23 protein-coding genes, 1 tRNA gene, 1 rRNA gene, 1 other RNA gene and 1 other annotated feature are annotated in these 22,044 nt (G+C 46.6%); of the genes, 20 read left to right on the top strand and 6 right to left on the bottom strand.

Features of this window, described 5'->3' with window-relative positions; translation table 11 throughout:
• Positions 1-95: ribosomal RNA gene (gene rrf / locus M3193_RS16465) — 5S ribosomal RNA — on the top strand; the annotation flags it as partial.
• 138 nt (positions 96-233) lie between these two features.
• On the opposite strand, the gene M3193_RS16460 is transcribed toward rrf, so the two are convergent.
• Positions 234-374 carry a hypothetical protein gene (locus tag M3193_RS16460; protein ID WP_251630004.1) on the bottom strand — a complete coding sequence of 47 codons (141 nt, stop codon included), beginning with the start codon at positions 372-374 and terminating at the stop codon, positions 234-236.
• A 288-nt stretch (positions 375-662) separates the two neighbouring features.
• Between M3193_RS16460 and M3193_RS16455 the strand changes: the two genes are divergently transcribed.
• The 3 genes from M3193_RS16455 to M3193_RS16445 all read left to right on the top strand — a co-directional run bounded on the left by M3193_RS16455 (position 663) and on the right by M3193_RS16445 (position 4,199).
• Entirely contained in the window at positions 663-1,142 is a 480-nt protein-coding gene (locus tag M3193_RS16455) for a glutathione peroxidase (RefSeq protein WP_251630010.1), read from the top strand.
• A 109-nt stretch (positions 1,143-1,251) separates the two neighbouring features.
• Positions 1,252-2,718 (top strand): IMP dehydrogenase, encoded by a 1,467-nt coding sequence (gene guaB, locus M3193_RS16450; protein WP_251630002.1) that lies wholly within the window; start codon positions 1,252-1,254, stop codon positions 2,716-2,718.
• 149 nt (positions 2,719-2,867) lie between these two features.
• Positions 2,868-4,199, top strand: coding sequence for a serine hydrolase (locus M3193_RS16445; protein ID WP_285852055.1), 1,332 nt, complete (start codon positions 2,868-2,870; stop codon positions 4,197-4,199).
• Positions 4,200-4,276: 77 nt separating this feature from the next.
• On the opposite strand, the gene M3193_RS16440 is transcribed toward M3193_RS16445, so the two are convergent.
• Complete coding sequence (locus M3193_RS16440; RefSeq protein WP_251629996.1) at positions 4,277-5,680, bottom strand: PLP-dependent aminotransferase family protein; 1,404 nt, start codon at positions 5,678-5,680, stop codon at positions 4,277-4,279.
• Positions 5,681-5,915: 235 nt separating this feature from the next.
• On the opposite strand from M3193_RS16440, the gene pdxS reads away from it, so the two are divergent.
• The 4 genes from pdxS to serS all read left to right on the top strand — a co-directional run bounded on the left by pdxS (position 5,916) and on the right by serS (position 9,390).
• A complete protein-coding gene (pdxS, locus tag M3193_RS16435; protein WP_251629994.1) occupies positions 5,916-6,761 on the top strand; it encodes a pyridoxal 5'-phosphate synthase lyase subunit PdxS in 846 nt (281 codons plus the stop codon).
• Between the two features lie 237 nt (positions 6,762-6,998).
• Positions 6,999-7,217, top strand: coding sequence for a hypothetical protein (locus M3193_RS16430; protein ID WP_251629992.1), 219 nt, complete (start codon positions 6,999-7,001; stop codon positions 7,215-7,217).
• 8 nt (positions 7,218-7,225) lie between these two features.
• On the top strand, positions 7,226-7,813 hold the full coding sequence (locus M3193_RS16425; RefSeq protein WP_251629990.1) for an NUDIX hydrolase: 588 nt from the start codon (positions 7,226-7,228) through the stop codon (positions 7,811-7,813).
• A 21-nt stretch (positions 7,814-7,834) separates the two neighbouring features.
• Positions 7,835-8,047: a binding site (T-box leader), on the top strand.
• Positions 8,048-8,115: 68 nt separating this feature from the next.
• Positions 8,116-9,390: a serine--tRNA ligase gene (serS, locus tag M3193_RS16420; protein ID WP_251629989.1), complete on the top strand. Its 1,275-nt coding sequence runs from the start codon at positions 8,116-8,118 to the stop codon at positions 9,388-9,390.
• 17 nt (positions 9,391-9,407) lie between these two features.
• On the opposite strand, the gene tadA is transcribed toward serS, so the two are convergent.
• Positions 9,408-9,908 (bottom strand): tRNA adenosine(34) deaminase TadA, encoded by a 501-nt coding sequence (gene tadA / locus M3193_RS16415; RefSeq protein ID WP_251629987.1) that lies wholly within the window; start codon positions 9,906-9,908, stop codon positions 9,408-9,410.
• 132 nt (positions 9,909-10,040) lie between these two features.
• Between tadA and M3193_RS16410 the strand changes: the two genes are divergently transcribed.
• From M3193_RS16410 to M3193_RS16400, 3 genes are all read left to right on the top strand, one after another.
• On the top strand, positions 10,041-10,676 hold the full coding sequence (locus tag M3193_RS16410; RefSeq protein WP_251629985.1) for a deoxynucleoside kinase: 636 nt from the start codon (positions 10,041-10,043) through the stop codon (positions 10,674-10,676).
• Positions 10,673-11,344 (top strand): deoxynucleoside kinase, encoded by a 672-nt coding sequence (locus tag M3193_RS16405; protein WP_251629983.1) that lies wholly within the window; start codon positions 10,673-10,675, stop codon positions 11,342-11,344. The genes M3193_RS16410 and M3193_RS16405 overlap by 4 nt, the downstream gene beginning before the upstream one ends.
• A 97-nt stretch (positions 11,345-11,441) precedes the next feature.
• Positions 11,442-12,047, top strand: coding sequence for a hypothetical protein (locus M3193_RS16400; protein WP_353056430.1), 606 nt, complete (start codon positions 11,442-11,444; stop codon positions 12,045-12,047).
• A gap of 32 nt (positions 12,048-12,079) precedes the next feature.
• Here the strand turns inward: M3193_RS16400 and M3193_RS16395 are convergent, their stop codons facing one another.
• On the bottom strand, positions 12,080-13,447 hold the full coding sequence (locus M3193_RS16395) for an aspartate kinase (protein WP_251629980.1): 1,368 nt from the start codon (positions 13,445-13,447) through the stop codon (positions 12,080-12,082).
• A 158-nt stretch (positions 13,448-13,605) separates the two neighbouring features.
• Between M3193_RS16395 and M3193_RS16390 the strand changes: the two genes are divergently transcribed.
• Genes M3193_RS16390 through thrB form a run of 3 tightly spaced genes read left to right on the top strand, consistent with a single transcriptional unit; the run spans position 13,606 to position 16,870 of the window.
• Positions 13,606-14,904 carry a homoserine dehydrogenase gene (locus M3193_RS16390; RefSeq protein WP_251629977.1) on the top strand — a complete coding sequence of 433 codons (1,299 nt, stop codon included), beginning with the start codon at positions 13,606-13,608 and terminating at the stop codon, positions 14,902-14,904.
• The gene (thrC, locus tag M3193_RS16385; RefSeq protein ID WP_251629974.1) at positions 14,901-15,959 is read left to right on the top strand and encodes a threonine synthase; all 1,059 of its coding nucleotides are present in this window, start codon (positions 14,901-14,903) and stop codon (positions 15,957-15,959) included. Before M3193_RS16390 ends, thrC begins: the two co-directional genes overlap by 4 nt.
• On the top strand, positions 15,959-16,870 hold the full coding sequence (gene thrB, locus M3193_RS16380; RefSeq protein WP_251629973.1) for a homoserine kinase: 912 nt from the start codon (positions 15,959-15,961) through the stop codon (positions 16,868-16,870). The genes thrC and thrB overlap by 1 nt, the downstream gene beginning before the upstream one ends.
• Before the next feature lie 4 nt (positions 16,871-16,874).
• Here the strand turns inward: thrB and M3193_RS16375 are convergent, their stop codons facing one another.
• Positions 16,875-17,138 (bottom strand): hypothetical protein, encoded by a 264-nt coding sequence (locus tag M3193_RS16375; RefSeq protein WP_251629970.1) that lies wholly within the window; start codon positions 17,136-17,138, stop codon positions 16,875-16,877.
• 101 nt (positions 17,139-17,239) lie between these two features.
• Positions 17,240-17,332: transfer RNA gene (locus M3193_RS16370), tRNA-Ser, on the bottom strand.
• Positions 17,333-17,677: 345 nt separating this feature from the next.
• Between M3193_RS16370 and ffs the strand changes: the two genes are divergently transcribed.
• The 6 genes from ffs to M3193_RS16340 all read left to right on the top strand — a co-directional run bounded on the left by ffs (position 17,678) and on the right by M3193_RS16340 (position 21,603).
• An RNA gene (gene ffs, locus M3193_RS16365) (signal recognition particle sRNA large type) lies at positions 17,678-17,946 on the top strand.
• A gap of 365 nt (positions 17,947-18,311) precedes the next feature.
• Complete coding sequence (gene dnaX, locus M3193_RS16360) at positions 18,312-20,078, top strand: DNA polymerase III subunit gamma/tau (protein ID WP_251630006.1); 1,767 nt, start codon at positions 18,312-18,314, stop codon at positions 20,076-20,078.
• Between the two features lie 20 nt (positions 20,079-20,098).
• On the top strand, positions 20,099-20,419 hold the full coding sequence (locus M3193_RS16355; protein ID WP_251629967.1) for a YbaB/EbfC family nucleoid-associated protein: 321 nt from the start codon (positions 20,099-20,101) through the stop codon (positions 20,417-20,419).
• A gap of 11 nt (positions 20,420-20,430) precedes the next feature.
• The gene (gene recR / locus M3193_RS16350) at positions 20,431-21,027 is read left to right on the top strand and encodes a recombination mediator RecR (protein WP_251629964.1); all 597 of its coding nucleotides are present in this window, start codon (positions 20,431-20,433) and stop codon (positions 21,025-21,027) included.
• Between the two features lie 13 nt (positions 21,028-21,040).
• Positions 21,041-21,259 carry a YaaL family protein gene (locus M3193_RS16345; protein WP_251629961.1) on the top strand — a complete coding sequence of 73 codons (219 nt, stop codon included), beginning with the start codon at positions 21,041-21,043 and terminating at the stop codon, positions 21,257-21,259.
• 80 nt (positions 21,260-21,339) lie between these two features.
• Positions 21,340-21,603: a pro-sigmaK processing inhibitor BofA family protein gene (locus M3193_RS16340; RefSeq protein WP_251629960.1), complete on the top strand. Its 264-nt coding sequence runs from the start codon at positions 21,340-21,342 to the stop codon at positions 21,601-21,603.
• Positions 21,604-22,044: the final 441 nt, after the last annotated feature.

The following is a 22,044-nucleotide window of genomic DNA, read 5'->3' as shown; positions in this document are numbered from 1 at the left end:
GTCACACCCGTTCCCATACCGAACACGGAAGTTAAGCTCTTCAGCGCTGATGGTAGTAGGGGGCTTCCCCCTGTGAGAGTAAGACGTCGCCGGGCCAAGGCCATTCCCCATGGGGAATGGTTTTTTTATGTTTGAAAATATTCGATTCTGAGAGAAAGCGCTTAAAGTGTTAAAGGCGTTTGGCGCGACTCAGGATTATATTAGAATAGTTATTTTGTCTCGCGCCCATGAAACTAAATCCGCTTAAGAATGGGCATCTCGCGCTCATGAAATGAATCCGCGCTCAAGAATGGGCCTTCCGCGCTCATGGAATTGAATCCGCGCTCAAAGTAATCCTCGATCGCACCGATCCATCCCGCGTCCAAAGTAGCCATGCATTCACAGGACTTCGTTCATCACACTAGCATCTGCAAGTTAAAATCAGGCTCATTAGAAGTCCATTTATGCGCGTTTAACTGGATTTATGCGCATCTTGAAGAGGTTATGCGCACTTCTGAGACTTTATGCTTCTCTGGAACGATTTATGCGTGGATATATACTTTTATGCGTTTCTACGGGAAAAGCGACTTACAGCTAGTAAAATCATCCATCTATCATCTTTGCATAGCTTGCACAGTTGCCGTAATGTTGATTAATAAAGGTGAGGAAAGGTGATGATGAATATGGCTTCCATTTACGAGTTTTCCGTTGAAAAGCCGGATGGCACTATGCAATCGATGAAGGATTATGAGGGCAAGACAATGGTCATTGTAAACACAGCAAGCAAATGCGGTTTTACGGATCAGTTCAAGGAGCTGCAACAGCTATACGAGGATTATCGTGAACAAGGGTTTGTCGTCCTCGGCTTCCCGTCAGATAATTTCATGAACCAGGAATTTGATTCAATTGACGAAACACTGGCATTTTGTGAAATGAATTATGGGGTGACCTTTCCGATGTTCGCTAAGATTGATGTCGTTGGGAATGGGGCAGCTCCGTTGTTTTCATTTTTGACGGATCAAAAAAAGGGACTGTTTACCGAGGGCATTAAATGGAATTTCACGAAATTCCTTATTGATCGAAATGGGAATGTAATAGATCGTTTTGCGCCGAAGACTTCTCCTGCTAAGATGCGGTCGGCGATTGAAAAGTCAATTCAGTGAATTTAAGGAATTCTTTTTCTTATTACCGACTCCTTGACACGTCTCATATGCGCTGATAACCTTTTAATAATATTCAACTGCAGATAACGATTTTAGAGGAGGAAACGATATGTGGGAATCTAAGTTCACTCGTGAAGGATTGACTTTTGATGACGTATTGCTTGTGCCTGGTGCTTCAGAAGTATTACCGAAGGACGTAAATCTTTCGGTGAGTTTGACAGAGAAGATGACGTTGAACATTCCAATCATCAGTGCTGGGATGGATACAGTGACCGAGTCGAAGATGGCGATTGCAATGGCGCGTCAAGGCGGCCTCGGTGTCATCCATAAGAATATGAGCATTGAAGAGCAAGCGGAACAGGTTGTAACGGTTAAACGTTCAGAGAATGGCGTTATTACCAATCCTTTCTTCCTCACTCCTGAACACCAAGTATTTGACGCAGAGCACTTGATGGGAAGGTATCGTATTTCGGGAGTTCCGATCGTCAACAATATGGATGAGCAAAGACTTGTCGGGATTTTGACGAATCGTGATCTGCGGTTCATCCAGGACTATTCGCTGATTATCAATGACGTGATGACGAAGGACAATTTGGTGACGGCTCCTGTCGGCACGACTTTGGAAGATGCGGAAAAGATTTTACAGCAGTATAAAATTGAAAAGCTGCCGATTGTTGATGAAAATGGAATCCTAAAAGGTTTAATTACCATTAAAGATATCGAAAAAGTGATTGAATTCCCGAACGCTGCAAAGGATCAGCAAGGTCGTCTTCTCGTTGGAGCCGCGGTTGGTGTTACATCAGATACGATGGTACGAGTCCAGAAGCTTGTTGCTGCGGAAGTCGATGTCATCGTCATCGACACGGCGCATGGACATTCGAAAGGCGTGCTTGATACTGTCGCACAGATTCGAAGAGAGTATCCGGAACTTGATATCATTGCAGGAAACGTGGCAACGGCAGAAGCGACTGCAGCACTATATGAGGCGGGCGCCGATGTCGTCAAAGTCGGAATCGGTCCAGGATCCATCTGTACGACACGTGTCGTTGCGGGCGTCGGGGTTCCCCAAATCACCGCAGTATATGAATGTGCTTCCGAAGCACGAAAACATGGCAAAACGATCATCGCAGACGGCGGCATTAAATACTCAGGTGATATCGTAAAAGCTTTGGCGGCAGGCGGACATGTTGTCATGCTTGGAAGTTTGCTTGCCGGAACGACTGAAAGCCCTGGAGATACGGAAATCTTCCAAGGCAGACGCTTTAAAGTGTACCGCGGAATGGGATCTGTCGGTGCAATGGAACACGGTTCAAAAGACCGTTATTTCCAAGAGGATGCGAAGAAGCTCGTACCTGAAGGAATTGAGGGACGTATGCCTTATAAAGGGCCAATTTCTGATACGATTCATCAACTTGTTGGTGGCATCCGGTCGGGCATGGGCTATTGCGGTACGAAGGATCTTTATGATCTACGTGAAAGAGCTCAGTTCATCCGCATGACGGGTGCTGGCTTGCGCGAAAGTCATCCGCATCAAGTGCATATTACAAAAGAAGCACCCAACTACTCCATTTCGTAAAAAAATGAGGATGGAACTTCAGCACCTTTCCGCACGTCTTGATATGAGCGGAAAGGTGCTTTTTCAATTGAAGCCCCTAATCGGGTCCACGATGTGATAAAATATAAAGTGGTAAATTGCAATGACGGAGGTATATTGTGAAACGGGAAATGAGAAAATGGGTTGCATTGCTGGTCATTCCATTCGTATTGATGATGACATTCGGCACGGCGCCTGTACAAGCAGAAACGACACTCGGTATCCATGTAGATGGTGCCATTCTAATTGACGCGGATAGTGGAAAGATTTTATATGAAGAGAATGCGGACACACCACTCGGCATTGCAAGTATGTCTAAGATGATGACTGAATACATCCTATTTGAAGCGATAAAAGAAGGGAAAATCAGTTGGGATCAGGAATACAAAGTAACGGATTACACCTATGCCGTCTCGCAGGACAGACGTTTGAGCAACGTTCCGCTGCGACGGGATGGCACCTATACAATTCATGAGCTTTACGAAGCATTGGCAATTTATTCGGCGAATGCTGCAACGATTGCGATTGCTGAAACGATTGCAGGAACGGAAACGGAATTCCTGAAATTGATGGATGCTAAGGCGAAAGAACTTGGGTTGGTTGATTTTAAATTCGTCAATTCAACAGGTTTGAACAATGAATACTTGCAAGGGATGCATCCACAAGGCACAGGGGCAAACGATGAAAACGTCATGCCCGCAAAATCGGTTGCACGGCTTGCATTCCACTTGATGAAAGATTATCCGGAAGTTTTGGATACGACGAAAATCAATTCGAAAATATTCCGTGAAGGAACATCTGATGCCATCAAGATGGATAACTGGAACTTCATGCTTCCAGGTTTTGTTTATGAATATGAAGGCGTCGACGGACTGAAGACGGGAACGACTGATTTCGCCGGCCACTGCTTCACTGGAACAGCAAAACGGGGCGATAAGCGGGTCATCGCGGTCGTCATGAAGGCGGTCGATTCAAAAGGAGTCGGCTCCTACAAGGCACGGTTTGACGCGACGCGAGCGCTGTTCGATTACGGATTCAGCCAGTTCTCCGAGGAAGAGCTTCTTCCGGCGGGATATCAATTTAAAAAGCAGAAGACATTGCCTGTCCTAAAAGGAAAAGAGAAGACTGTTTCCATTGAAGTGAAAGAGCCGATCACGGCAATGATCAAGTCGAATGAAAAGGATCTATATGAGCCGAAACTTGTCCTGGATGAGTCTTTATTGAAAGACGGGGCGCTTGAAGCACCTATTAAAAAGGGCACTGTCGTCGGACATGTTGAGCTTGTTAAAAAAGAGGGCGAGGATTATGGATTCATCGAATCAAAAGACCTCGGCATGGATGTCATCGTCACAGATGATGTCGAAAAAGCTGGATGGTTCTCATTGATGATGAGTGCAATCGGTGATTTCTTCGCCGGTATTTGGGAAAGTGCAACTGGGTTTATAAAAGGTTTATTCAAATAACGAAAAGCAGAGGGTGGCGGTTGGCTGCCACACGAAGCTAGACAATAAAATGAGGTGATGGGTCCACTATGGAACCATCACCTTTTTCTAATGTCCCAAGCCTCCATGAGCTGTTCAACTGCCCTTGGTATCCGGACATCCTCCAAGCCGCCGAAGCCAAATAGAAATGATGGCTGGACGCTCCTTACGGCCTTCCTGTATTCATTCAAGCCGTAGACACGTATGCCTCTTTCCAATGCTGCCTTGGCAAGCGAATTTTCATCCCTGTCCGTATGCACATTGATGAGGATATGCATACCCGCTTCGTCGCCGGAGAATGAAATGATTGGAGCATATTGCTGCAAGGAGTCAGTAAGCAGCTGCAATTTACGTTTATACACTTTCCTCATCCGGTTTAAGTGCCGGGCGAAATGGCCATCCGCCATGAAACGGGCAAGCGTGTGCTGGTCAAGACGCGGAACCGTCGATGAATAATGGATGAATGCGTCCTCGTAGTTTTTGAGCAGGACAGGAGGGAGCACCATATACGCAATCCTCAGCGATGGCATAAGGGATTTCGAAAAGGTGCTGACATAGATGACCTTGCCTGCTTTGTCCATTCCTTGCAAAGAAGGAATCGGTCTTCCGGAATAGCGGAATTCGCTGTCGTAATCGTCCTCGATAATGAAATTGCCGACATTTGAAGCTGCCCAGTTCAATAATGCCGTCCTGCGTGCCGCAGAAAGCACTGTGCCGGTCGGAAACTGATGGGAAGGTGTCACGTAAGCCACGGTCGCCTTCGACTGCTGGAGTGCCTGTACGTCCATCCCTTCCCCATCAACTGCAATCGGTATGGCCACCCGATTGTTATGGAAAAAGACGTGATGGGTTAGCGGATAGCCCGGGTCCTCGATGGCGTACGTTGCCTGCGGTCCCAGAAGCCGGATAAGCAACGGCATGAGCTGTTCCGTTCCGGATCCGACGATGATCTGGTCCGCGGAGCAATCAACTCCTCTTGAGTGATATAAATACTTCGCGATTTCCTGCCGAAGTTCTTGATCTCCGTGTGGATGTCCTAATAGCAGAAGATGTTGCGATGACTCATCGATGGTGTCTTTTGCGTATTTTCGCCATAGCTTGAATGGAAAGGATTCCGTATCGATTTTACCTGGGGAAAAGTCAATCTCCAGTTCCCTCCGATCTTCTTTGGCTGAGAAAGTTACTTCCTCGACTGGTTGTACATACGCCAATTCTCCAATTTCCTGCACAAAATAGCCTCTCCGCGGTTTAGATGTAATGAACCCTTCCGCAGCAAGCTGCCCATAAGCAATTTCGATTGTTGTCTGACTGACGTCGAGGAATTCGCCAAGTTTCCGTTTGGAGGGGAGCTTTTCGCCTACAACAAGTTTGCCTTCAGTGATGTCGTTGCGGATTTGCTGGTAGATCTGTTCGTAAAGTGGGGTTTCGCTTTCTTTATTTAGTTCAATTAAGAGCATTTCCATTAGAGGCACCTCGCCTAAAAAAGTTATCGTTCATTTCCCGGGATATATCGGTCAATTCGGATGAGTTATCGATCACTTCCGGGAACTTATCGGTCAATTCCCAAGAGTTATCGTCATTTGGTGACACTAGAACCAGCACCAAAAACCATCTGACCTCTTCATTTATTGACAAACTGAGTATTTTAATAAGGTCATAATCTAGTATACTGAACAAAATGAAAAGGGGGAAGAGTTAATGGACTTTAAATATGGTGGCGTGATTATGGATGTTATTAATGCGGAGCAGGCAAAAGTGGCGGAAGCGGCGGGTGCCATTGCTGTAATGGCGCTTGAACGCGTCCCTTCGGATATCAGGGCAGCTGGCGGAGTGGCTCGCATGGCGGACCCACGCATTATTGAAGAGGTGCAAAGAGCAGTTTCAATCCCCGTCATGGCAAAAGTGCGGATCGGACATATTTCGGAAGCACGTGTGCTGGAGGCAATGGGTGTTGATTTCATCGATGAAAGCGAAGTGTTGACTCCGGCGGATGAGGAATTCCATTTATTGAAAAGCGATTATAAAATTCCATTTGTCTGTGGTGCACGCAATCTTGGTGAGGCGGCACGTCGTCTCGGAGAAGGGGCAAAGATGCTGCGTACGAAAGGAGAGCCTGGGACAGGGAATATCGTTGAAGCGGTCCGCCATCTTCGCCAAGTAAATGCGCAGGTAAATCAAATCGTTCATATGAATAATGATGAGCTGATGGTCGCTGCAAGAGATTTGGCTGCACCGTATGATGTGCTACTCGCAATCCGTGAAGCGAAGCGTCTACCCGTCACCAATTATGCAGCAGGCGGCGTAGCGACTCCTGCGGACGCGGCATTGATGATGGAGCTTGGCGCTGACGGCGTATTTGTCGGATCAGGCATTTTTAAATCTGATAACCCTGAACGATTCGCTCGTGCTATCGTTATGGCAACGGAAGATTTCAGGAACTATGAGTTGATCGGTGATTTGTCTAAAGACATCGGTACACCGATGAAAGGGATTGAAATTAGCAAGTTGGCAGAAAGTGAATTAATGGCTGTACGTGGAGTTTAATGATGAAGGCTAGGGCGAAGATGCTCTAGCCTTTTTTGAATCTTTTATTTACCCGAAAACGTAAAGAGAAGAAAGCGAGAGGAAAATGGATTTGAATAAGACCTTCTCGGTGAAATATCTGGTTAAGTCAATTGTTAATCCGCAGTATGACGGGAAAATATATGAAGAAGTCATTATAACAGGTGTTAGCTTGCTTTATCAGGCTTTACTTATACAATAACAAGGAGGTGGACTTGGATGGCTGAAGCAATTTTGACGTTCATCCTATTTGTTCCAATCGGCGTTGTAACGTTTTTGGCTCCTCGGGAAATGATGTTACTCGGGAAAAGATGGCAATATGATTCAGAGCCCGAATTTTCAAAGGAAGCAATTCTTTATACGAAAATTACTTCTGCAATCGTTGTTGTAGTGTTTACGTTAATCCTTGTTATTAGTATAATCAATGCTTTTCGTTGAAAGGGAGTATGATGTTGGTAGAGTTGCTGAAAGTATTCGATGAAGATTATAAGTATGTATGTGATGAAACAAGAGAAATTATTCATAAGAAAGGCCAGTGGCACGAAACGTTCCATTGTTGGCTTGTGGATGGAACCAATGTTTTTATTCAAAAAAGAAGCGCAACTAAAAAGGACTTTCCAAGCTTGTATGATATTACAGCAGCGGGCCATTTGCTGACGGATGAGGAAATTATGGATGGAGTTCGTGAAGTTGAGGAGGAGCTTGGCATACAAGTGGACCTTTCCAAGTTAAAACGAATGGGAGCAGTTCGGGATGTCATTAGGCTGCCGAGTTTCATTGACAAAGAATTTGCAAATGTATTTCTCTATCAATCAACCTTGGGGCCGGATGATTTCACGTTGCAACTGGAGGAAGTGGAAAGGATCCATTCCGTTGCGATAAAAGATTTGCAGGCACTCTTCAGGAGAGAAGTAGAGAACATCATTTGCTCAGATGATACGAAAATAACGCTATCCGATTTTGTTCCACATGAAACAGCATACTTTGAAGCAGTTGCAGAATTCTTGGACCTTGCCAAAAGTTCAGGTATGTAGTAAAGTGATGTTAATTTCAAATTAAAGACGATGATGGGAAGCAGTAGCAAGCGCGTTTTTCAAAGAGAGCCGGCGGGTGGTGCGAGCCGGTAAAGACACTTGTGAATCCGTCCCTGAGTAGCCAGGCTGAACGAATAGTAGGCCTAGCCGGACATTGAACCGTTATTTCAAAGAGTGGATCAGCTGTTTTGCTGGTCAATTTGGGTGGCAACGCGGGTAGTTCTCGTCCCTTGTATAGGGGATAGAGGGCTTTTTTTGTGTCTGAAAATAATCGTCACATTACATTAGAGGAGGAATCGGCTATGTTGGACATTAAATTGCTTCGTGCGAATTTCGATGAAGTGAAAGAGAAGCTTACGAAGCGCGGAGAAGACTTGACGGAATTGGATAAATTCGTTGGTCTGGATGAAAAACGGAGAGAACTGATTGCGAAAGTGGAAGTGCTGAAGGCGGAACGCAATGAGGTTTCTCAAAAAGTTGCGGAAATGAAGCGTAATAAAGAGAATGCAGATGATGTAATTGCACGTATGCGTGAAGTAGGCGATGAAATCAAAACGCTTGATGAGCAATTGCATCAAGTCGAAGAAGATTTGAATTACATCATGATGCGCATTCCAAACATTCCTCATGAATCAGTTCCTGTCGGTGATAGCGAAGATGATAACGTCGAAGTGCGCACATGGGGAGAGAAACCGGAATTCGGTTTCGAACCGAAGCCGCATTGGGAAATCGGGACAGATCTAAACTTGCTTGATTTTGAACGAGCTGCAAAAGTGACGGGGAGCCGTTTCGTGTTCTACCGTGGACTTGGTGCGAGACTTGAACGCGCATTGATCAGCTTCATGCTTGATTTGCATTCAGAAGAACACGGCTACGAGGAAATGCTGCCGCCATATTTAGTGAACCGTACAAGCTTGACGGGCACTGGCCAATTGCCGAAGTTCGAAGAAGACGCGTTTTTGATTGAGGAAGAGGATTATTTCCTAATTCCGACGTCTGAAGTTCCGGTGACGAACTATTATCGTGATGAAATCCTAGACGGGGCACAATTGCCGATCGCCTATACAGCTTATAGCACGAATTTCCGTTCAGAAGCGGGATCTGCTGGTCGCGACACACGTGGGTTGATTCGCCAACATCAGTTCAATAAAGTTGAACTCGTCCGCTTTGTGAAGCCAGAAGAGTCTTACGATGAGTTGGAGAAATTGACGGGGCATGCGGAAAAAGTACTTCAATTGCTTGGACTTCCATACCGAGTCCTAAAAATGTGCACAGCAGACCTCGGATTCACGGCTGCGAAGAAATATGACATCGAAGTGTGGATTCCGACGCAGGACACATACCGTGAAATCTCTTCTTGCTCAAACTTTGAAGATTTCCAAGCGAGACGTGCTTCAATCCGTTTCCGCCGCGAGCAAGGCGCGAAGCCTGAATTCGTTCATACATTGAACGGAAGCGGTTTGGCGGTCGGCCGTACAGTGGCGGCCATCCTTGAAAACTTCCAACAGGAGGACGGTTCCGTTGTCATTCCTGAGGTATTACGTCCATATATGGGTGGAAAAGAAGTTATTCGATAAGAAAAGCGATGTGGGAATCAATTCGACTCCCGCATCGCCTTTTTTTGTTCCTTCTTCTTTTCACGCAACGACCTGAAGAAGTTCGTCAGCATCGCTCCGCATTCATCGCCAAGCACGCCTTCCGCCACTTCGCATTCATGATTGAAGCGCGGGTCATTCAGCAACCGATACAATGAATCGACACAGCCGCCTTTCGGATCACGTGCTCCGTACACGACTCGCGGAACCCTTGATTGCAAAATCGCGCCGGCACACATCGGGCAAGGTTCAAGCGTCACATACATTGTCGTCTCTTCCAATCGCCAGCTGCCAACTGCACTGCACGCGTCCTGTATGGCAGATAATTCTGCGTGAGTGACCGCATTCTGCGACGTTTCCCGTAAGTTATGTCCTGTGGCAATTACCTCTCCATCTTTCACAATGACTGCCCCAATTGGGACCTCGCCAAGTGCCTCAGCTTTTCTAGCTTCCTCTATCGCCATCCGCATGAAGCGGCGGTCCATTTCAAATACGTCCATCTGTCATCGCTCCTTATAACAAGTGTACCACCTTGAAAAGCCACCTTGCCATTTTGCGGCAACATCTATGTTTCAACATCTCTATATGGTAAAATGAAGTGCAGAAATTGTCGAATCAAAGGAGAGCTATGTATGTCTGTTCCGTTCATTACGGTAGAGGGACCGATTGGCGTCGGTAAAACGACGCTGTCAAAAGCGATTGCCGAAGCGCAGCGGTTCCATCAGTTAAGCGAAATCGTGGATGAAAATCCATTTTTAAATAAATTTTACGAAGACATCGAGGAGTGGAGCTTTCAAACCGAAATGTTCTTCCTCTGCAACCGTTATAAGCAATTGAGCGATATCCAGAAGAAGTTTTTGAGCCAGCAGCAGCCTGTCGTGGCGGATTATCATATATTCAAAAACCTCATATTTGCACGGCGTTCGCTTCCGGCGGATGAATATGCCAAATACGAAGAGATTTATCATATCCTAACGAAGGACATGCCTGTGCCGAATGTAATTATCTACCTTCATGCGACGCTTGATACATTAATGAAACGGATTGCGCTCCGGGGACGGGATTTCGAAAAGAACATCGATCCATCCTATTTGCAGATGCTCTCGGAGGATTATGAGCAGTTCATCGCAGACTTTGAAGCTGCGCATCCTGATATCCCAGTGCTGCATTTCAATGGCGATAAATTAGATTTTGTTAATGACACGGGAGATTTGCAAGCTATTCTCAGCAAAGTCGATGAAACGATACGAAAAGGGGCAGTACAATGAAGAATTTAAGAGAGAAATATGGAATTCCGAAAAATGCGGTCATCACGATTGCAGGTACGGTAGGAGCCGGAAAATCGACGATGACGAACGCACTTGCAAACGCATTGGATTTCCGGACTTCATTGGAAAATGTAGATAAGAATCCGTATCTTGACCGCTTTTACGATGACTTTGAAAAATGGAGCTTCCATTTGCAAATCTATTTTCTTGCGGAACGTTTTAAGGAACAAAAACGCATTTTTGAATATGGCGGCGGCTTTATACAAGACCGTTCCATCTATGAAGATACAGGTATTTTTGCCAAGATGCACAAAGATAAAGGGACGATGGATCCGGTCGATTATGATACATATACGAAACTTTTCGACGCGATGGTCATGACGCCGTATTTCCCACATCCCGACCTGCTCGTCTATTTGGATGGTCCATTTGAGAAAATCCTTGCGCGGATCCAAGAGAGGGGCCGCTTGATGGAACAGCAGACGCCGCTTTCCTATTGGGAGGAGCTTCATGAGCGCTACGTAAAGTGGATTGATTCTTTCAATGCTTGTCCCGTGCTTCGAATCGATATTACGGATTACGATCTTAAAAGCAATCCCCACGAGGTGGAAACGGTTGTCGAGCGGATCGGCAATATGCTGAACTTGTCCGCAGCACTGAAAAAATAAGGAAAGAGCAGCCAAATCCTAGGCTGCTCTTTTTTCACCTACATTACATCATTCGAATAATATGTACTGACCCAAGTATGAATGTTGGAGTGATGTAGTGAATCAGTATTATGGAAAAGTCCCGCCAATGTATCCTATGCAGCCGATTAACTGCTATAGCAAAGCACAAGTGGAATTATGGAATAAAAACCGGCTTCTCTGGGAGCAGCATGTCATGTGGACACGGATGGCCATTACCGCAATTGTCTTCAAAGTACCTGACTTGAAATTTGTCCTCGCACGCCTATTGCGCAATGCAACGGATATGGGGAATGCGCTAAGGCCGTATTATGGTGATGAAATCGCGGATGCGTATAGTCACCTCATTTCGGAGCATTTGACGACTGCAGCCGAATTGGTAACTGCCGCCGCGAACGGAGAAACAGAAAAAGCGGAACAGAAAGAGGCAGATTGGTACAGGAATGCGGACAAAATTGCGGAATTCCTTCATCAGATCAATCCATACAACGATCAAGAAGCATTCCGGAAGATGCTCTATTCCCATTTGGCTTTGACGAAGCTCGAGGCGGTCTGCATGATCCAAAAGAATTTTCAGCTAGAGGTGCAAGTGTTCGACCAGATTGAGGCGGAGGCATTGATGATGGCGGATATGCTGTCAGACGGCATTTTTAAACAATTTCCATACACCTTCGTGCCGAAATAAAACAAGGGACACATAATCGTGTCCCTTGTTTTTCATGATTGTACATATGATTTTACAAAAAACTCCTTATACAACTCTTTCAAACTCTTCGTTTCATCCTGAACCTTCACCCCAAAGACAAGGCTGACTTCCGAGGATCCTTGGTTGATCATTTCAATATTGGAACCGCTCCTCGCAATGGCAGTAGCGGCACGTGCAGCCAAGCCGGTCGTATATTGCATGCCTTCTCCAACGAGTACGATCATCGAGTAGTCATGCTCGACGATGACAGCATCCGGCTCCAATTCCTTATGGATCCGTTTCACAATCCGCTCTTCCATCTCCTTTGTCATGAAACGACTGCGGATGATGAGGGAAAGGTTGTCGATACCGGACGGCGTATGCTCATACGAAATGCCCTCTTCCTCAAAAATCTGAAGGAGTCTGCGGCCGAAACCAATTTCCAGGTTCATTAAAAATTTGTCGACGTAAATGGCGGTGAATCCGCTGTCCGCGGCAATTCCAATCACTTGCTGTTCATTATAGTCCCGTTCTTTGACGATTAATGTACCCGGCGCTTCGGGATTGTTCGTGTTTTTGATGCTGACTGGGATCGATTTCCGGAAAGCCGGGATGAGCGCCTCGTCATGGAACACAGAGAAGCCGGCATAGGCAAGTTCCCGCATTTCACGATAGGTCATCTTCTCGATGGCAACTGGGTTCTCAATAACAGTTGGATTGGCAGCAAACACTGAATCCACATCCGTAAAGTTTTCGTATAGATCTGCTTTCACAGCTGCGGCAATGATCGAGCCGGTAATATCCGAGCCGCCCCGATTGAATGTGCGGAGTGTTCCGTCTTCCGTGTAGCCAAAAAACCCTGGAAAAACAATGATCCCCGGTTCGTCGCGCAATGTAGCAAGGCGTTCATCCCCTTCAGGCAATGCTCGAACGCGCTCCGGACGATCGTTGACGAGCAATCCACCATCCCTCGGGCAGACATACTTCGCCTCAACCCCGATGAATTGAAAATAAGCTGCGATCAATTTTGCATTATTATCCTCGCCCGCCGCTTTCATTGTATCCATGAACAAGAGGGAGTCCTCTTTATCCCGGGAAAGCCGCGCGCGTAAATCATGCTCTATCTCCTCAATGATCGTGCCATCGAGGCCAAGACTCTCGGCAATCGATCGGAATCGATCGACGACTTCCAGCAAATCGTTTTCCGTATCTTCATTCGCCAATGCCTTTTCCCCAAGCCGAATGAGTAGGTCGGTCACTTTAGTATCATCAGAAAATCGTTTTCCGGGTGCAGAAACAACAACGATTTTACGATCACTGTCAGACGTTACAATATCGACAACTTTTTTAATTTGATCGGCAGTCGCAACGGAAGTGCCGCCGAATTTACAAACTTTCATAATTTATCAAATCCAATCTTTAATTAAATTACAATTCATGATATCTTGAACTTTACCATAAATGGGGTTGTTATTGAAAGTTTATTTCTCTATAATGTCCTTATGTGGAGAACGATTGTTTTTTCATAGTGTACATATAGCGAGGAGAATCGTCAAATATGATAAAAGAAATCAATATCGGTTTGCTTGGATTCGGCGTTGTCGGCGGCGGCGTAGCTGAAATCCTGCATAGGCATAAAGAAGACGTAAGTCATAAATTAGGCGTTCCTGTAAAAATAAAAAAAGTTCTCGTGAAAGATGCAACAAAGAAAAGAGATACAGAGCTGTCACCGGATACTTTCACTACCGATCTGGATGAAGTGATTGAAGATCCTGAAATCGACATCATTGTCGAAGTGATCGGCGGGACAAGCGAAGCCAAGCAGGCGATTGAGAAGTCGCTTCGTGCGGGCAAAGGCGTCGTGACCGCGAATAAGGACGTCATGGCACAATACGGCCATGACCTATTGAAGCTTGCAGATGAACACAAATGCGACCTGTTCTATGAAGCGAGCGTCGGAGGCGGCATCCCGCTAATCCGGACGCTTGAAGACGGGCTCGCATCTGACCGGATCAGGGCACTGACAGGCATCGTCAATGGAACGACGAACTTCATTCTCACGAAAATGAAACATGAAAACAAAACGTATGATGAGGCACTCGCGGAAGCGACTGAGCTCGGCTATGCCGAAGCCGACCCGTCAGCAGACGTCGACGGAATTGATGCCGCTAGGAAAATGGCCATACTCGCGTCGCTCGCATTTTCCACGGAAGTCCGGTTGGAAGACGTCTTTGTAAGAGGGATGAAGGATATCCAGGATGGCGACCTCGCCTTGGCAGAGCAGTTCGGCTTCACCGTGAAAATGGCCGGATTTGCAAAAAAGGATGACGATGGAATTGAAATTTCCGTAGAACCGGTTTTTATCCAAAACTCGCACCCGCTAGCTTCTGTCAATAATGAATTCAATGCGGTTTATGTATATGGGGACACAGTCGGAGAGACGATGTTCTACGGACCGGGAGCGGGCTCCTTGCCGACAGCGACTTCCGTCACGGGAGATATCGTCGCAGCATGCCGCAATTTATTGCTCGGTGTGAATGGAAAACGGCTTCATTCACCGCAATTCGCTTATAAAGTCAAAGACGACAATCAAATCATCGGCCGCTACTTCCATCGAATCTCCGTAAAGGATGAAGTGGGCGTACTGACAAAATTAGCATCGGTATACAGCAATCATGGGGCAAGCCTAGCAACTGTCGTCCAGCATGAAGGCGACAAAAATGGCGGCGTCGACTTGATCATGATTACACACAGCATTTCAAGGCAACAGCATTTAGACATCATGAATGAACTGCATAACACACCGGAAGTGAACGGCGTTGTTAGCTACTACCGAGTGGAGGGTGAAACGCGATGAGAAGATGGAATGGATTACTCGAAGAATACAAAGAATGGCTGCCAGTGACCGATAAAACACCGGAACTCACATTGCAGGAAGGGAATACACCGCTTATCCACTTGAAAAACCTCTCCGAAAAATGGGGCGTCAACCTATACGTGAAAACGGAAGGGACAAACCCGACAGGCTCTTTCAAGGATCGCGGCATGGTGATGGCTGTCGCTAAAGCGAAAGAAGAAGGTAAAACCGCGATTATCTGCGCATCCACGGGTAACACGTCCGCGTCTGCAGCAGCATATGGCGCACGCGCAGGGATGCGGACAATCGTTGTCATTCCTGAGGGACGAATCGCGCTCGGCAAATTGGCACAGGCGAAAATGTACGGCGCAGAAATCGTGGCGATCGAAGGAAACTTCGACGAAGCGCTGCGCATGGTGCGTGAAGCAGGAGAAGGGCAAATCGCTCTCGTCAATTCAGTGAACCCTTACCGGTTGGAAGGTCAAAAGACGATTGCGTTCGAAACGATCGAGCAATTGGGGAAAGTACCGGATATTTTCGCATTGCCGGTCGGGAATGCAGGGAATATTTCCGCTGCATGGAAAGGCTTCAAGGAATATGACGCGAAAAAGGGATCCGGCATGCCGACGCTGTTAGGTGTCCAGGCTGATGGAGCGGCTCCAATCGTCTATGACCGCGTATTTGAAGAACCTGAGACGGTTGCAACAGCTATCCGCATCGGAAATCCCGCGAGCTGGCATTTAGCAACGGCGGCCCTTGAAGAATCCGGCGGGGCGATTTTATCCGCGACAGACGAAGAAATCTTGGAAGCATATCGTCTATTGGCCTCTACGGACGGCATTTTTGCAGAACCCGCTTCATGTGCGACAATCGCAGGCATTAAGAAACGCCTTGATGCAGGATTAATTGAAAAAGGTTCGACAATTGTCGGTGTACTTACAGGGAACGGGTTGAAGGATCCTGAAACAGCTATCAATGTGAATGAAGGGCAACCATTCCTCTCCAGGGAACAATTTGATGCGTTTTTGAATGAATTGAAGGCAGGGGCAAAATGATGGAAGAACCATTATTCTCAGTCGCCGTTCCTGCCACGACGGCGAATTTTGGACCGGGTTACGATAGTGTTGGAATGGCACTCTCTCTGTATATGACCGTTGACGTTAGAGAGTCGGTTGAGTGGAACGTCCACTACGATGGGGAAGAATATGCCGATTTGCCGACAGACGATACAAATTTAATTATCCGGACGATTCAAGATGTGGCGGGAAGATACGGCAAGGAAATACAGCCCCACGCGTTGCATATTACTTCCGACATCCCCCTCGGCAAAGGGCTCGGCAGCAGCGCGACGGCAATCGCTGCCGGCATTGAAATTGCAAACGAGCTGCTCGGTTTATCATTGACACCGCAAGAGAAAGTGCAGATTGGAAGCGAGAATGAAGGTCATGCAGATAACGTAGTTGCTGCCCTTTTAGGAGGCGTGACTGTCGCCTATTTCGTAGCGGATGAATTGGAAGTCGTCCAGCTGCCGCAGCCGGCCATCGGAGTTGTCATCCTCGTCCCCCCTAATGTGTTGAAGACTACCGAGTCCAGGGGACTTCTTCCGAGGGAGCTGCCTCATTCTGTGGCATCTGCCGGCAACGCTGCCAGTAACGTTATGCTGACCGCCATTGCGCTCGGGGATTGGAAGTTGGCGGGCAAGATGATGGAGAAGGATGTTTTCCATGAACAATATCGGAAACCATTACTCAATGATTTTGATCATATCCGGACGGCTTGCCACGAAATGGGGGCATATGGAATGACAATCAGCGGCGCCGGTCCTTCTATTTTTGTTGCGGTAAAGGAAGGCACTCAGGAAGAAATTGCGAAGAGGCTCGAAACGGAGTTTCCACATTACAAAACAATTGCAATTGCACCATCACCTATAGGATCTACAATAAAAAAGAAGCCTGCTAGCCAATGATTGGTTAGTGGGCTTCTTTCAACTTGCTATTTGAATAGAGAACGAGTGCGGAAATCAGCGTTGTGCCGATGAATGTATATAAAAGAATTAGGGGCGATCCTATAACGCCAAATGCTACTTCGTTTTGAAGCACATCTACATTATTCCATGACTTTAGGATATCTGGCTCATAGTATTTCGTTTGGATGGAACCAGTCAAGAGAACTCCTGCTATGTAAATAAGATGAAGGAGAAAGGAGAAAAGCAAAGCTTGTATAACTGCCTTCATTGTCACACCTCGCTCATATCCACCAATTTCTCATAAAAAAAATCCATTACATATTAATGTAACAGACTTTATCTCCAACTTATGCGCAATTTTAAAATAAATGGCGGAGGAAGAGGGATTCGAACCCCCGCGGGCTTTAACACCCCTGTCGGTTTTCAAGACCGATCCCTTCAGCCGGGCTTGGGTATTCCTCCGTATCAACAAAACATAATTTATCATAATTCAACATAAGGTGTCAACTACTTATATGCACTCTTTTTTAGTAAGTTTATTCATAGAAGTCTGTCATCTGTAAATGCTGTTGATTTCTGCTTCAGACGCACGCCGGCGCATCTCCCTTCCTCAGAAATACGTATAAATTACTCTAAATACGCAAATGGTTTCAGAAACGCATAAACGCACTTACATACGCATAAGTCCTTTGAAAAGCTCATAAATCCATTTAAACACGCATAAACACGAGGAACATCTCCGGAAATGATAGGAGTTTCGAAGGGAATGGGTTGATTTTATCTATAAAAATCGTTATACTAAGAAAGCCGTGCTAGGTGGGGAGGTAGCGGTGCCCTGTAACTTGCAATCCGCTCTAGCAAGACTGAATTCCTTTCCTGAGGCTGTTTCCGCATGTAGGGCCTGCCTCTTGCACGTAGTGTTGACGTCTGGGTCCTGCGCAATGGGAACCCATGAACCATGTCAGGTCCGGAAGGAAGCAGCATTAAGTGGTATTTCTCATGTGCCGCGGGGCAGCCTAGGCTGAGCTGTCGACAGGAGTAACGCTTATGTGCGGCAGTCGAAGGAAGGTGCACGGCATTACATATGTAAATCCAACTCGTCCGTTAATTGGGCGAGTTTTTTTTATCTAAAGCGGAGGTAGACTGCCTAGCAGAGGTTCGCAGTCTAATGCGCCGCGTCCTGCGGCTACGACTGTATGACCGGCCTCAGGTATAAGGCAACCAGAGGAAGGCAGTCTAAAATCGCCACTTCCTGTGGCAACGACTGCATACCCGCATCCATGCGGGCACGAAACGACGCTTTTTGTCGTGAAGCAGGGCTGACTTATGACCCCGAGCGTCTGGCTGCCGAAGCTAGAAGCTACGTTCAAGATAGGGTCTATCCCGTTCATCTATGCTATAATAAAGGCACTATTGCTTTAAAAGGAAAGGAGGGGGAATGGTGGTTTATCAGGCTTTTTATCGTGTCTACCGCCCGCAGTCCTTCAGCGAGATGTCGGGCCAGCGACACGTTAAACAAACATTGCAAAACGCCTTGCAACATAATAAAACATCCCATGCCTATCTGTTTTCAGGACCGAGGGGGACGGGAAAGACGAGTGCCGCGAAGGTTTTTGCAAAAGCGTTGAATTGCGAGAACGGTCCAGCCAGTGAGCCGTGCAATGAATGTCCGACATGCATAAGCGTAACAGAAGGGTCGAACACGGATGTCATTGAATTCGACGCCGCTTCGAACTCGCGCGTGGAAGAAATACGGGACATTATCGAGAAGGTGCGATTTGCACCAGCGAATGCTCGTTTTAAAGTCTATATAATCGATGAAGTGCATATGTTATCCAATTCAGCATTCAATGCGCTTTTGAAAACGTTGGAAGAGCCGCCGTCGCACGCGGTTTTCATCTTGGCGACGACAGAGCCCCATAAGCTCCCGTTAACCATCATTTCCCGTTGCCAACGCTTCGATTTTAAGCCGATTACATCAGCTGAAATTGTCGACCGGATGAGACAGGTGTTGGAAGATGCCGAGATCGAGGCGGACGAAGCAGCATTGAAGGTCATTGCACAAGCAGCATCAGGCGGGATGCGTGATGCATTAAGCATGCTGGACCAGGTTGTCTCCTTCAGCGGGGACCGACTTACAGCGGAAAGTGCACTGCTCGTTACGGGATCGATCGGGGAAGATATCTTCTATCAATTGGCAGAAGCGCTTCTCTCGAAGGACGCTGCGGCTGCGTTGACAATGCTTGATCACTTGATCACTGAAGGGAAGGACATCTCCCGATTGGCTGAGGACCTCATAACGTTCTTCAGGGATCTTCTTCTATTAAGGACCGCTCCGGATTTGACCGAACTACTTGAGTTGATAACAGGGGATGAACGATTCGTATCCATGTCGAATGCATTCGAACCGGAAACCCTTTATTCATTCATAGACATCCTATCGAAGACACAACAGGAAATGCGCTTTTCAAATCATGCGAAAGTGTATGTGGAATCGGCATTACTGAAAATGATCCATTTGGAGGGCCCGGCTGAACGAGCCGCGGGCAATCAAGCGTCAGATCCGCATCTCGCCCAAAAAGTGGAGAGCCTGGAGCGCCTCATCGCTGAACTCCAGCAGCAGCTCGCTAATGGAGCCCGACCTGCAGAGGGTGGCCAACCAGCTGGTCAACCGAAGAAAAATGCTTCGAAAACATCCCAGTCGTTCAGAATACCGACTGGAAAGATAAATGAAGTGCTGAAAAACGCCACCCGTCAAGACATCCAAGTGATTCGGGAAGAGTGGGCGACAATGATGCAGGCATTGCAAAGATCCCATTCCGCTTTACTCGAGGAAACTGAACCTGTAGCGGCATCCGACAATGCTTTTGTGTTAAAATTCAAGTATGAAATCCATTGCCTGATGGCTTCTGAAAATTCCTCACTGCGATCAGGCTTATCGGAAGCCCTTCGCACAAGAACCGGCAAAGCATATGATGTCGTGTATGTTCCGGAGGATGGCTGGCTGAAGGTCAGGGAGGAGTTTATCCGGAACAATGGTTTAATGAAACCGCAGGAAGGGACGGATGATGCAACTGGTGAGGGGATGGACGGTGCGGAGGAGATTCCTACGTTCGTTCAGGAAGCCGAGCAGTTGAATGATGACCCGATTGTCGCGGAAGCTGAAAGAATGTTCGGCAAGGAATTCATAAAAGTACATGACGATTAAAAATTGAGGAGGAAATCACAATGCGTGGTATGGGAAATATGCAAGGCATGATGAAACAAATGCAGAAGATGCAAAAGAAAATGGCGGAAGCTCAAGAAGAACTGGGTGAAAAGCGCCTAGAAGGAACTGCGGGAGGCGGCATGGTAAAAGTGATCGTGTCAGGCCAAAAAGAAGTGCTTGAAGTTATCATCGATCCAACCGTTGTAGACCCCGAGGACGTGGAAATGCTGCAGGACCTTGTTGTAATCGCGACGAATGAAGCGATGAAGCAAGCTGAAGAACTAACGAACTCCACGATGGGTCAATTCACGAAAGGATTGAACCTGCCTGGAATGTTCTAGGAGGAAAAGACATGCATTATCCTGAACCGATATCGAAACTGATTGATAGTTTCATGAAACTGCCAGGCATCGGCCCAAAAACAGCGGGCCGGCTGGCGTTTTTTGTATTAAGCATGAAAGAAGATACCGTGCTCGACTTTGCCAAGGCGCTAGTCGATGCGAAGCGGAATTTGCGCTTCTGCTCGGTCTGTGGTCATATAACCGATATAGACCCATGTCAGATTTGTCAGGATCAATCTCGTGACCGGTCGATGATCTGTGTCGTCCAGGATCCTAAAGATGTTATTGCAATGGAGAAGATGAGGGATTACAACGGAATGTACCACGTTCTGCACGGAGCCATTTCCCCGATGGACGGCATCGGGCCGGAAGATATCAATGTTCCTTCCTTATTGACCCGTCTTCAAGATGAAGAAGTGGAAGAGTTGATATTGGCGACGAACCCGACAATTGAGGGAGAAGCTACGGCGATGTATATTTCGAGGCTAGTAAAACCGTCTGGCATCACAACTACGAGAATTGCACATGGTCTTCCTGTCGGAGGAGATCTAGAATATGCGGATGAAGTGACATTATCGAAAGCACTTGAAGGACGCAGGGAATTATAGGGGGTCAACGTGAATGTTTGGCCGAAAGAGAAAATTAAAAAGGGAATTTGATGCACGACTTTACAACCTACTGTTGGAAACAAAGGAAGAGTGGGAACGCGCAAGAGAGATTGAGAAGTACTCACATGATTACGATCAAGAAGTGCTAGTGCAAAGGAAGATAGCGGAAAGTAAATATTTTCATTTATTCAAGGAAGCGAAGGAGCGTCGCCTCCGTATTAATCGTGGATGATAATGCCTGGCGAAGCTTGTTCGTGATAATTTTCCGGGAAAGCGCATAGAGTGGACTATCAGTCGAAAGGGGCGCTTTCCATGAAAATTATCGGCATGTCCGTCATCGGCATTATCCTGCTCTTCCTATTGATGATGGATAAAAAACAGATCAAGAAATTGTCCGAGCGTCTATCTGTATTTTGGTTCCGCTTGGCATTCGCCTTTCTTGCACTGTTCATTTTTAACATCGTCGGCGGATTTATCGGGATCTATTTTCCGGTTAACGTTGCATCAGGGCTCCTTTTAGCCATATTGGGAATTCCGGGCTTCGCCGCACTATTCGCGTTTGCTGTTTTTCTATGAATGCCTCTTCTATATAGAAGGGGTATTTTATTTTGTGGGAAATGAAGTTCGTTATTTTCCGTCCGGTACACGGATACAGCAGTCGGACTCCTGGCGGTTGCAATGGTTTTCTTATATAGAAGGGATTAGTGATTCACCCCAAATGTCAAAAGAAATTGTTTTTTTAATAGGTATTGCACTCAAGTAGATAAGGTGTTATATTAATAACCTCGCTTCTGACAAATGAATAACGACTGAAAAACTTATTCAAATTGTTATTGACAACAGAATCGAGAAGGTGTTATTATATAAGAGTTGCTTCTGACGGAGCGACACACAATGAACCTTGAAAACTGAACAGCAAAACGTCAACAAATAAAGTTCTGGAGCCGACTCTGTCGGTGAAAAGAACAAACGAATCTTCGGATTCAAATTGACATCTTAATTGATGCCAGCAAGAAA

The organism is Sporosarcina luteola (assembly GCF_023715585.1).
Taxonomy (GTDB): Bacteria; Bacillota; Bacilli; order Bacillales_A; family Planococcaceae; genus Sporosarcina; species Sporosarcina luteola_D.
The sequence above is the reverse complement of the archived record's forward strand: the minus strand, read 5'-3'. Positions and strand labels throughout refer to the sequence as shown.